At 41.0% G+C, this 12,337-nt stretch carries 5 protein-coding genes; all 5 read right to left on the bottom strand.

The features are described 5' to 3' along the window. Positions 1-16: 16 nt before the first annotated feature. Genes BLU97_RS01700 through BLU97_RS01720 form a run of 5 tightly spaced genes read right to left on the bottom strand, consistent with a single transcriptional unit; the run spans position 17 to position 12,333 of the window. Positions 17-5,194, bottom strand: coding sequence for a DEAD/DEAH box helicase (locus BLU97_RS01700; protein ID WP_074759958.1), 5,178 nt, complete (start codon positions 5,192-5,194; stop codon positions 17-19). Next, positions 5,187-6,008, bottom strand: a complete 822-nt coding sequence (locus BLU97_RS01705) for a hypothetical protein (protein WP_074759959.1) — start codon at positions 6,006-6,008, stop codon at positions 5,187-5,189. Before BLU97_RS01705 ends, BLU97_RS01700 begins: the two co-directional genes overlap by 8 nt. Continuing rightward, positions 5,998-7,881, bottom strand: a complete 1,884-nt coding sequence (locus BLU97_RS01710) for a hypothetical protein (protein WP_074759960.1) — start codon at positions 7,879-7,881, stop codon at positions 5,998-6,000. The genes BLU97_RS01705 and BLU97_RS01710 overlap by 11 nt, the downstream gene beginning before the upstream one ends. Continuing rightward, complete coding sequence (locus tag BLU97_RS01715) at positions 7,878-9,452, bottom strand: hypothetical protein (RefSeq protein ID WP_074759961.1); 1,575 nt, start codon at positions 9,450-9,452, stop codon at positions 7,878-7,880. The genes BLU97_RS01710 and BLU97_RS01715 overlap by 4 nt, the downstream gene beginning before the upstream one ends. 52 nt (positions 9,453-9,504) lie before the next feature. Further along, on the bottom strand, positions 9,505-12,333 hold the full coding sequence (locus tag BLU97_RS01720; RefSeq protein ID WP_074759962.1) for a DEAD/DEAH box helicase: 2,829 nt from the start codon (positions 12,331-12,333) through the stop codon (positions 9,505-9,507). Positions 12,334-12,337: the final 4 nt, after the last annotated feature.

Below are 12,337 nucleotides of genomic sequence, written 5' to 3' on the forward strand. Positions count from 1 at the left end.
GCATCCATTTCATACTTTATCCATTCAAATTAGACAAACCGAATATGGAGATAGGCTTGTGGTATACACCATTTAGTCTCCCTATTAGCTTATTAACATACTTTTCGGACCATAGCGGATGTACTAAGATAAATCTCTCTCCATAAGGATCATTTCCTGTGATGGTTCCTTCTGTCACCTTAGTGGTATAGTTATTCCTAATGAGCATGTTATTAATCGTTCCGAACACGAAATCATGCCAATATGTAACCGAGAAATCTATTTTCGCCCTGCTATCCTTAGCCAATCTTGCGATGTCAAGACCAAGTCGCCAGTCAAGCAGCTGATGAACACTTTGGTTGGAATAATCTCTTATGCAATCATAGCAAGATGACGTACACCCTTCCTCATGACTCTTTGAGGTGAGTTGTTCATAAACCTCACCTCCTTCAACTAGTGGAGATACAATCGCTTGCTCAGGAACATCATGATATTTCCTACCACTGAGATAGTTGCAATAGCCTGCTCCGTTTTCCAAACTTTCTACGAGAAATACTTCAGCTCGCTTTGTTGCAGGCACAATATAGAAACCTACATTGAGTTCTGACGAATCAATATCCAGATAGGATGATATAGCCTTACGCACCAAATATCCCCATGACAAGAAGGCTGCGCGAACCGCATAACTATTCTGGTTTTCATTAAAGACGGGTGACAGACATATATCCTCGCGAACTTTAGCAATTGATAAAGTAAGTACACCCGTTGTTTTGGATGAATAAAATGCATACTTCGATTCAAAGTCTAATTGCATTGAACGCCCAATTTCTTCAGGGTAGGCATCTCTTGATACATAAATGCCCCTCTGATTCCGGCCAAGGTTATACAGGTCACCATTATTATCGTTTACCAAATGAACAAGTCCTTGCGAAGGAATTGTATTATTCCTGATAGTCATATTAGCAACTTGCGGACATTCAGAGAGAGACTGCTCACAGTCAAGCTTAATATCACTATTGGGTGAATACCAGTCGAAACTACCATTGAAGTCATCGGGTTTGACACTGTAATCCACACAGAATCCTAATGGCGAGCAGATCTTTACACTCTCCATCTCATTACCACAAACGGGACAATTACCGTCTTCGTCGCTAATGGTTGAATAACCACAGTTCCTGCATCTGTGGAGTGGATGACGATATTTGTTTAGCGAATTATGCTTCACTTGAACAATGTGAGTGGCTTTATTATACTCGTAGTCCGCAACCCCTACAGCTCTGAACACCTTTTTGTCTTTAACGATTTCATGACCAGGAGCAAAAGAATTAAGAGCCATGTCTATATCGCGAGATACAACATCTTCAGCCGGAAGCTTCTTGGGTTCACTCAGATACAGATTTCTCGTTCTCGTGGGGAAGCCAAACATCGGCAGCAAACCTGCATTTGCCAATCGTTCACTCAGATAATCCTGCGTATAATCATCGCTTGATGCAATATCCGATATTCGGTCAATTAGCTGAATATAAATATAATCGAAGATGTCTTTCTTTAGCTTTTCGGAAATCTCTGTACCCTTCGTTACAACAGAAATAATCCGTTTAACTTCTGGCTTATTCTTTGCCAACCAGTCTTCAACAATCTGTTTGTTATGTTCCCATGCATCTATAAGCCCAAAGTTACCGTGAACACTATCGCTACCGCCTGCATTCTTCCTTAATGCGGCATATAGTATTTCCTTGAAAATGATTCTCTCAGCTATCTCGTGCGTCCTAACTTCCAGATATGGATCTTTAGGCGTGTCAGATACCATTCGATTGTATTCCATGAAATTAGTCTGATCGTGACTCAATGACCTTGCCACCGTAAGTGCAATAGACAATGGATTCCCTCTTCGTCCAGCACGACCAACACGCTGCTGATAATTGAATCGTTGTGGCGGGACATTACCCATCATAACGGCAGACAAAGAGCCAATATCAACACCTGCTTCCATTGTTGTTGTCACACTTAAAAGGTCTATTCCATCCACGATTGGATTTTCCGTTTGAAGGAAGATTTCCTGGAATAGTCGTTGTCTCTTCCTTGAATCCTCCTTGGAAGTCTGTCCAGTCATTTCTTCACAATGTAAGCGATATACATTCTCCGTGGATTTTAACAGAGTGAGATAGTAATCATCAGGATTATTAATCTCATCTTCCGTTAGAATTTGTGGTTCTCCCAATTTGTGCAGGCAGTTAATACAGACACCATTAGCATGATGCATGTGAGTTGTCTTACACCGTGGGCACACCCAATATTTCGAACCAGCTGTTGCCTTTACAAATGAAAGCCCGTCACCTGTTAATAGAGTGACAGTTCTGTCGATGATTTCTCTACTTCGCAGAATCTGATGGAGTTTATCAATTATCCCATCAATAAAGATCTTATCACTCCGATGATAGACTTCTTTGATTAGGCTGCGCACAGCTCTTGGGAAACTGTCTGTAGCTGGATATTTTGATGGGAATCCCTTGATCCTTTTCTTCTCACCTAAAATTCTTATAACAGAACAGACAAGTTCCCTCATTATCGGGTCGTCAATATCACTTGTTGGCGCAAGATAGCCAAGTTTCAGTTCCTCAAAAGAACCGCTCTTATTAGAGAAAATACTGCCAAGTTGTTCTATCTTATTGGAGAAATGTATATCATCGTTAAAGTTCCTCTTACTATCACTGGGGTCTGGTTTCATCTTCAGCGTGTTGAAGTCATAAAGATCACTCCAGATACCGGCAGCAGGATTTTCAGAGAAAGACGGTTTTGGACCAGCGGGATTCATTCCCAATGACAGAATTTTTTCGAACACGTCATCCTCGATATTGCCTATTCTCAGACCGCTGGATGACTGCAAGAAAGCATTTAACTTTTCTATCTGGTCTTCGGTGGCCCACTGCTTCTGTTCCCAATCTATAATTTGAGCATAGTCTCTGTATTTCTCGTCCTGCGACAGTTTCATGAATTTAGCAATGTCTTCCCTTGATGGAGGTGTTGTCTCTCTGAATTTCTTTAGGAAGGTAATCGCTTCATCACTTCCATTCAGGGCATTTAATATGGCCCATCGTAACACATCACGGAAATGATCAAGTTCAATACCTGCTGACAATTTTGCGGCAGACTGTCTGCTATCGGAGAACAACACCACCTTCGTATTCGTCTCTTTGGCATTCTTCATCGTTCTAATAAGAGAGTCTGCAAGTATTTGGTTGACTTTTTGGAGTCCTGTACTGTGATGACGGATTGGGGTAAAACTGTTGCTGTCTTTAACCTTATAGGCCACTTCGCATTGTGGACATTTAGATGGGAATTTAGTTTCCGAATCAGACATCTGCTCATGTAGCGAATACTCACCATCCATGTCGTTCCACACCTCTCCTGTTGCCGGATTGTAGTTCACACGTTTCCAACCATCCTTTGATTCCGCCTTGCCTTTCCATAGCACGCAATAGCTTGCGAAGTCATTAGTTATGGGCTTTTCTACGCTTAGGAAAGATTTTCCATTGCTGTTTATCTTATAACCGCCTAAAAACACGTCACCGCAGTTCTCGCAGACAAGTACCTCCAGCACTTTCATACCGCATGAACAAATATTTCTTGGGCGCTTATAGAAAGTGCCTATGTTTCTGCCGTCAAATTGATAATCATCATGAACGCATGTACAGTTTGGATCGGAGCATGCCCATAATCCACTTACATTTCGGAAGAAGAAATGTGCTCTTATCGGAGCAACCGCTGCATTGTTCCATACGCTCTTGCATATTACTTTGATTACAGCAGACACAACAGGAAGCCTATCACTTACTTCTATCCCCAAAGCCTCGCCTATTTTCTCAACATCCTTTGGTATAATGCCTTTGGGGGTACTAAGTGCAAATCTCAGCCAGTCTAACAACTTGTACTTCTCTGTAATCTCATAGAAATCATTGCATTCAAGGACACAAAGAAGTGTTCCGTCGTCTTCTCCAGATTCATCTCCGTTGCCGTATCTAACCAATTCTGCAATGGGCAACGCCACATCTGGCCTTCTGACAGAAGGCTGTGGAGGATTGGACAGTACACAAAATTTCTCTTTAAAACTTTCCTTTTCGATACCAAAGAACTCCGAAAGGAACTCTATTGATTGCATATTTTCTTCAAGAGAAGCACTCGTTGCCAGAAACTGAACTTGGGGCGAGTCTGGAGACAGCCCCAGTCTATCCAATAAGACCCTTAGAAGATAAGCGACTTCCGTTCCTGCCGTTCCACGATAGGTATGCAATTCATCTATAACAAGATGAAAAACATTTGTTCTATCCTCTCGAAGCCATTTCTTAGTATCTGCGAAGATGTCCGCTTCGTTCTCACGCATCAGCATTACATTAAGCATGCTGTAATTGGTGATGAGAATGTCAGGTGCATTGTCCTGCATGGAAAATCTATCCCACATCTCTGCCGAATCTTGTTCCATGCACGGGATATGATATAGTAAGTCTCCATCATGGCTATTCTTAGCAGCTATCCAATCTTTGGTTAATAGGCGTTTCTCCTCAGCAAGTCTGCTTTTGCTCTTTTCTTTCGTACCGCTCACAGGAGTGGCACCTGTATATCTGCCAAAGTAAAAACGATGTCCGTTCCTAAACTTATCAAGCCAATCTAATGCGCCAGTTCCATCCGTTTTCCTGCTGTTTAGCGCTTTTCTCAAACGAATCATTTGGTCTTCCGCAAGAGCATTTAGTGGATACAATATCATTGCTCGCATGGCTCTTGGTCTTGACTCTTCCCACTTCTTTGACTCCTTTACTAGATCAGCGATTATGGGCAACAAGAAGCATTCTGTCTTACCTGAACCTGTGCCTGTTGTTACAACAATATGCTTTCTGTTTATAAAAGCCTCTTTCAAGGCAGAATACTGATGATCATACAATTTCCTTTCTTGGTGGCCAGAGTTAGTAAACAATCCGGTATTGACAAAATCATTAAGCTCCTGAGAAACATTCTCTGAAGTGCAAAAGTCTTTCAGAGATGCTTTCTCGTGATACTTTGTTACCAATTCTATGATGGGAGGCTGGCAAATAGTACCTGTTTCTTCCATCAGTTTATCGCGTTCTTGACCATACTCCTTCCTGAAGAATGGCAAACCACTACTAATGTATTTTAAGTATGCGTGGCGTATATCGGAGAATATCTTTATTGGATCATTCATATCGTATGGAATTACAAAGTATTCGGTTTAATTCTTTAACCACAGAAGAGGACACACCTTTATATATATAGGTATTGTCTTCTTTTTCCGGCAGGGTTTTCCTTTTCATCGTTTCTAACTGAAGAACCCTATATAGGGTAAAAGGAATTGCGAATGCAGGGGAAACAAGTTTCTTTTGCTCACTATAGTAAGTGCCATTACCTTCCCCACTGATAGCTCTGCCATAGCAATATGCAATGGCAAATGCATCAGGGTTAATTGTTCTGTCAGGCAATTCTCTCATATATGCTTTGGCTGGATAAGAGAAGAATCGCTTAAGTCCTTCCTTTTCCAATTCTGCGACACCAATTCTATTCTTCCAATCATAATACTTCAATTCTTTCTCGTCCTGTATAGATTTAGAGAAATTATCTACAACCTTATCGACAGAAGGATAATTCTTAAGTATAGCTTTGGAATCAACCTCAATTTCTTTTATGTCGTATTCATTTTTTAGACCCTCAGTGATATAAATCCCGACAGATACCTCTTTGAATTTTTCCGAAACGGGGATGTTGTTAATATGGTAATAATGGGATTCGAACTTCAATATGAGCGGTTCTGTCAAGGCATAGTAGCCCTTTCCTGTATGGTCTGCAACACCACTAAACACCAATGGCCAGAAGATTTCCCAGATAGGATTGCTCGATGTGAGCTGGTGACTTTCTACCAGATAGTCACAACTTGTCTTGATGGAATCCAGACTTCTCCTTCCGAGTTTGCTCAACCAAACATACAGAAGCTTTTGCATTTCATATCGTTCCTTATTGCTCATCTTCAAGATAGCTCTTATAATAATTTGGTATGTTTTTAAGAGACTTACCAGCTTCTTCCAAGACCTTCGGAGTTAAATAACCTATATTCGTATTCTCTGGAATCTCGATTCTTCCATAGAAATCTTTTTCTATACTTCTATCAATGCAGCCCATATGTTTTATGCAGTTTTCGGCCAATGGCATAACATCGTCATTGGCAAGAGTGCATATGATACGCAAATTTGCAGGGAACTTTTTGTTTACTCCTGGGAACATTGATACGATGTCCCGCTGAATATCAATCAGCGGCATCATATAGTTTGGCAGATAGGTTAGATTTATATTCTGCAAGAATAAGAAATGCATAATATCCTCATTTCTATAGCATTCTTCAACCATTTGTCCCAATCCGTTTTGCCACAAATCAGTGAATGACTTCCAAGTAGCACTTACGTATTCTAATGCGTATCGGCATTTCATGCTGGCAATAGCAATCACTTTAGCAATAGCCACATCGGGTACCAACATAATCTTATACAGAGCAATCTGATTTCCTATGTCGGTTGCCATCGAATAGGTAAGCCGATTCGTCTTTAATGCGTTTTCAAGTGACTTGATGAAAGCTTGATATACAGGAATTGCATCACTCGCAATGTCTAGATCTTCTATAGTTACATTCTCTGCTTGCAAAATTGGTGCAGACGAATGACTTCCAACCCCAAGGACTTCTTTTACCACAGAAAAATCCTCGATAATTCTCTCTTTCCTTTCCTCTAGACGGTTGATACTTTCTTCGAATGTTGCAAAATCCTTCCGCCTGCCTGCAATAGATTCTTCAAGAAGTTCTGCTTCCACTTTCTTTTCTTGAAGTAACCTCTCTTGTTCTGCAAGCTTAGATTGATAAGTCTCGTCAATATCCCCTATCAATTTTTTTAGCCTTTGCTCTTCTTCCTCTGCATGTTCCTTAGCAAGGAGAATTTCCATATCATAACGTTCACGTATCTCCTGAAGCTCTTTCGCTTTTTCTTTTTCGACTTCTTCAAGATACGCTTTACGATGTACAGATATTGATTGTTCGATAGAATCCTTAAGCCAAGGTAACGTCTTTAACTCGTTCAGTTCTTCAAAAGAAATTGTTAATGCTCTGGTGATGTGAGTAAGCCTCTTGATTCTACTACTAATGACAAGACCATCCAGTCCCTTTGAACTTGCAAAGGCTTCTCTCAGCAGTGGCTCCACGTTGCGGAATGTCTTTTCTTCGAAGATCTGATTCCAGTTTTTCTTCAAGACATTCTTCATAAACCATTCCTGTAGCTGTTCATCAGTAGTGATGTCAATTTTACCGTCCTCACCACCTTTAGCGGTATCTGTTACAAATAATCTACCATTAACAGTTAGTGTGTCCAACGAACTTTCTTTCCAGTATGAAATCAGCCTATCTTGGCTATCCGCTTTAATCAGATAAATCGATCCACCAGAAGAAACAAAAGTGTCGTGTTCAACATTTAGTAGATTGTTCTCTTCAAGCAAAGTATAGTTATATTGTCCGTTAGCAGTGAAATCTCCCTTAAGTTTTTTTACTCTGGCACCGAATTCATAAACGCCTCCAGATTTGTTCCAGATATAGGCATAATACCCTTCGCCAACCTTTTCGTTGGGTATGACGCTTATACACACCAGCGTTCCCTTTGTCTCATAATATCTCTCAGCAAAGTTGTGGGCAAAAACCTTTCCATATGGAGGAAATAGTTTTAGACTCTCACTTTCTTTTAATGGAGTAAAATTATTACGCCAATCAGTGTATCCAACAACCTCGATTTTTGCATTGGGATTCCCAGCAAAGAAGTCTACATATCCGACCACTTTATACTCGTTATATTCAAATTCTGTCATAGTTCTGATTGTTTTATGATTCGTAAAGTAATATTTGCTTCTCCTTCATAGTGTTGTCCGAACGTCAGTTGATTTGACCATCGCCTTAACGTTGGAACATCTTCATTTATATTGTTTTGCTGAATTGGTGGATAATCCAAACCGACAATGCCCTGCTCTTCCTGGGTGCTTTCCCAAGTTGCCCCCTGCTTGTCGAAGTGCCACTGGAAATAGGATTGCATCCAGTCGCAGGTATTGGCATTAGCCATCACTAAATCAAATTCGAGTTTCTTATAATCTTGAATTTTGATATAGTGGTGTCCTTCTGGGAGATGGTTCAGAGAAATATCGCCCTTACATTCCTCTTCACTATACGCCTTTCCGTCAATCCAAATTTTGGTTGGCCATTCTAATCTGAGCGTAGGAGCAGCTCCCTTCAGATATGTTTGTCGGCCAATTTTCAAACCGCCAAACAACTCATAGAAGCGCTTATCAGCAAAGAACCCTCGTGTATAGGTATCGTATTTAATCGTGAATATCTCAATATACTTGTTGTGGTATATCATATTGGGACGCAGGTAGTAGCGAATTGTTGATTCTTTCTGTGGGAAACAAATGACCAACCCCTCTGTTTCTTTACCTTCCAAGTTCCAAGTCTCCTGCCAATAATTATCATAGACATCGTCTCGTTTAAAGAGGATAATACCATTACGTTTAAAATGGTAACTCTTTGCTAATATGTCATATGAGGTTGAAGCCAAATCAAATTTCTTCTCTAATGAAAGAGTTGCAGTACGCATCTCCAAATAGCGAAAATCATCAGGAAGATACATGAAAAGTTGATTAGAACCGTTTTTTACAACATTTTTAGGTTTACCATTCCTTTCTTTATATTCTCCATTCCACCTGAGAAAGTAATTATAGACTTGATCATAATAATCTTCTTGTCTGACAGAATTATCTATGACGACCCTTCCATGATGAGTTTGAGCATTTAGAACAATATCTGTATTTGATATGATTTTCCTAAAATCACGCTTTTGCAAATCATCAGTAGGTGAAAGCCCTTTTTCTACGAAACAAGCGGCTATGTATTTCAGATCTTCCTCTGAGAAGACCCTTCTTGCTTGATTTATTGGGTATTGAACATTTTTCCATGGCCCAGACTTCATCTCACATTTGGTAATTTGGAAATAGTGTTGGTCGCACCATTTGTAAAGCGAATGCCAAAGTCCGTCTTGGTACATTCCTAACCATTCGTCCATCTGTGTGATGTCCCAATCCAGAATGCGCGATAAGCGGTATCGGTAGTTCCTGGCAGATATATTATCGCTTTCAGCCATTTTAGATGCGGCAAATAGTTGAATGGCCAACATACCTTTTACGAACAACGTGTCTCGTCTTTGGTCATATAAGCAATTCCCCACAGCATCCATTAGTGTTTCTTCTGTCAAAGAGTGTAACTTGCAGAACTCGTCAACAAAAGTCTGGTCAACAACAAAGGCAACATAGGTCCCCGCATTTTCCTCTGGGAAAATACGTTCATCTACAAATTTGCAGAACTCCCTAAATATACTACCCAAGCTACTCATTTGCCAGATCTTGATTTTTATCTACACATAATCCAGGTTCGTATGATCCAATTCATTCGTACCCCCCTTCAGCGTTAAAGACCTTATCGAAGTCAGACTCCTCTACACATTTCATCACCTTCTCTTGAACGGACAGTCTAGTGAATTCCAGTCTCAGCATCTTCTCGCCTGACGAAGTTTTCATCTTACGTAGCATCTGTACCCTATCTACATTTGGACATGCTTGTACATACTTTACTAAACCCTTTGCTTTAGCGAGATTGTCTTTCTTGTCATCGCGGTGGGGTTCCAGCAAGCCATATTCATAATTCCCGTATTCGTTCTTTCGGATAATCAGAAAATCAGGGAACATACGATGTGTCTCACCACCATAGTCGTATGGGATGCATAATGCCCAGGGCTTGCGGTCCTGGTTGCGGAGCCAGCAAACAAAATAGGGATTCTTTCGCTCTTCTTCCAGCGTGATAGGTTCCCATCCTTTTAGATTGAATGTTGCTGTTCCATCAGCATTAACAAACAGGTGGTCAGTACAGGTTTCACCCTCATTGTCCAAATCCACATTGATGGTCTCTGGCAGATGGAACAGGTGTTTTGAAATGGTACTTCCCATTGTTACCAGACTATTGTATCGCTGACGGTCTTTTTCAGGAATGTTCTTGGATTTTGGTCGATAAAGGTCTGCCAACCTATTGAATTCTTCTTTGGCATAATCCATTCGGATGTCAGTTTGATGGCTATCAGCCACATACAGGATGACATCATACATACTAGCATAATCATCGGTTTCATAATTGTCTGCATATCGTTGGCCTACGCCTTCGCCACAGAGTAGAATTTCAGCATTGAAGTATTGCCGCTGCAAACCAGCATCAGTCCTGGAGAAAAGATCCGGTCCTTGCTGCACATCATAACTGCTTCCGCTTTTATATAGTTCAACACTAATGGTATTCAGCTGAAATTCCAGAGCCTTGTCCACAAGAGCTTCGTACTCACCCTTAGCTTTCAGTTCTGAAATAAAGTTGTGGATCAGCCTTGCAATATCATCTTTCACCTTATCAACGGCAGCAAATTTCTCGTCCATACCTGTCATGTCACCCAGACGAGCCATTTCAAAAAGCGAACGGACATAATTTTTATTGACTGCAACCGTTTTTACCTCATAAGTCAGTATCTCAGCGTTATTGATTGCATCCTTAACAGCCTCGTATGGGTCTTGGCTCTCTTGTGAAGGATTTTCTCCATTCTCTACAAACAATTCCATTTCAGGTTGCTTATCATTTGGCTCAGAAGACTGATGGCCACCATGGGATGATTGATGCTCACCATCGTCTCTTACTACAGTGGCAGGCTGCTGTGGAATGGTTGTTTGAGGTTTAGTTGATTCACTTCCAGGAGTGTTCTGAACTTGATTCACCGGCTGATGAACAGTGGAACCAGAAGAAGTTGACTGTGTACTTCCTGCCTGATTGCTTGGTTGTACATGGGCAACGGGGCGTTTTGTTGTCATGACAACAGAGGTTTTATTTCCTCCTCTGATAGCTTCCACATCTGTTGGCAATGCTCCGCCTTCCTCTTCTGTCAGTTTCTTAACAACTTCCTCTACTGTATTCTCATCAAAATGCGGCAGATACAAGTGTACATAGTTCAAAGATTCATCTACCTCAATACGCATTCTTTGTGGTGTACGAATCATACGGCCCAGCAACTGTGCTATATAGGTAGCATCTTTGGCCACTCTATATGACATCATCGCTTCTGCACGAGGACAGTCCCAGCCAGTAGAAAGAGCTTCTTTGAAAAGAACTACCTTAATCTTTCGATCATCATTGATAGACGAGGGAGAACAATACGGCACGTCAATACCATTAATCGGTATTGTACCAGCATCACCAAAGGCATGAACCACTTCACCTTCTACAAAATTCTCGCCAGTACGTCTTTCTATTTCTCGTATGCACTCATCCAAGTCAGTAGCAGAAATCTTGTTGCCAACTGCTGGCTCTACCTGAACTACAAAAATGGGACAGACATTCTGGTAGTGTTGTTTCTCGGTGTAGTTATACCAATGCAAACATTTGTCTTTCCATTCGTCAGCTGCAGCCTGAAGCACGGCGATGTTCTTGTTAATAACGCTCTCCTCAGGGAAGTGAATTTCGATTTTGTCCTTTAGAAGTCCTGAATCACGCACTTCCTTGGGAGTCACCACCACTTTGCTCAGTGTTGAGAGACTGGCACCTGCAAGACTATTGAAACGTTCTGGAGTTGCACTCATACCAATTATAAACGGCAGGGCTTGTAACTTCTGATTCTCAGCTTTATCTTCAAATCCTTTCACGAATTTCTGCATGATGGTGGTTTGATTAGTCTTTGCCCCACGATGTGCTTCATCAATAATTAGCACTAGATGCTTGCCATATTCCTCAATAGTATTTTCTATGACTTCCCATATCGTCCAGTCTCTTCCATCACCAGTATTAGTCATCTTACTGGTTTTGTTGAGTTTCTGGGTGTTTAGGAAATATATCTTCCCCAGTTCAAGCTTATCACCTCGGAAACTATCGTCAAGAGTAACCAATTGATTAAGCACCAATCTATCACAGAACTTAATCATTTTCTGCCTACTTTGTTCATTAAGTTCAGGAGCATCACTCAACCAAATAAAGATGGTTTCAGGCATTGGTGCCATCATGCCCTCCTCATCCCCACACATCATCGCTTCAATGAAACTGGCCATCATGATGGTTTTGCCAGCACCGGTAGGAGCGGTAAAAGAGATAATCTGCTTTTGGCCAAAGTGTTGCCAGTTCATCTGAGCCATAGCTGCTACTTTGCGCAGCTCTAACATTCTCTGTTTCTGAAAAGGTTTTAATGCTATATTCATATTG

The sequence above is a fragment of the Xylanibacter ruminicola genome, assembly GCF_900107775.1.
GTDB classification, from domain to species: Bacteria; Bacteroidota; Bacteroidia; order Bacteroidales; family Bacteroidaceae; genus Prevotella; species Prevotella ruminicola_C.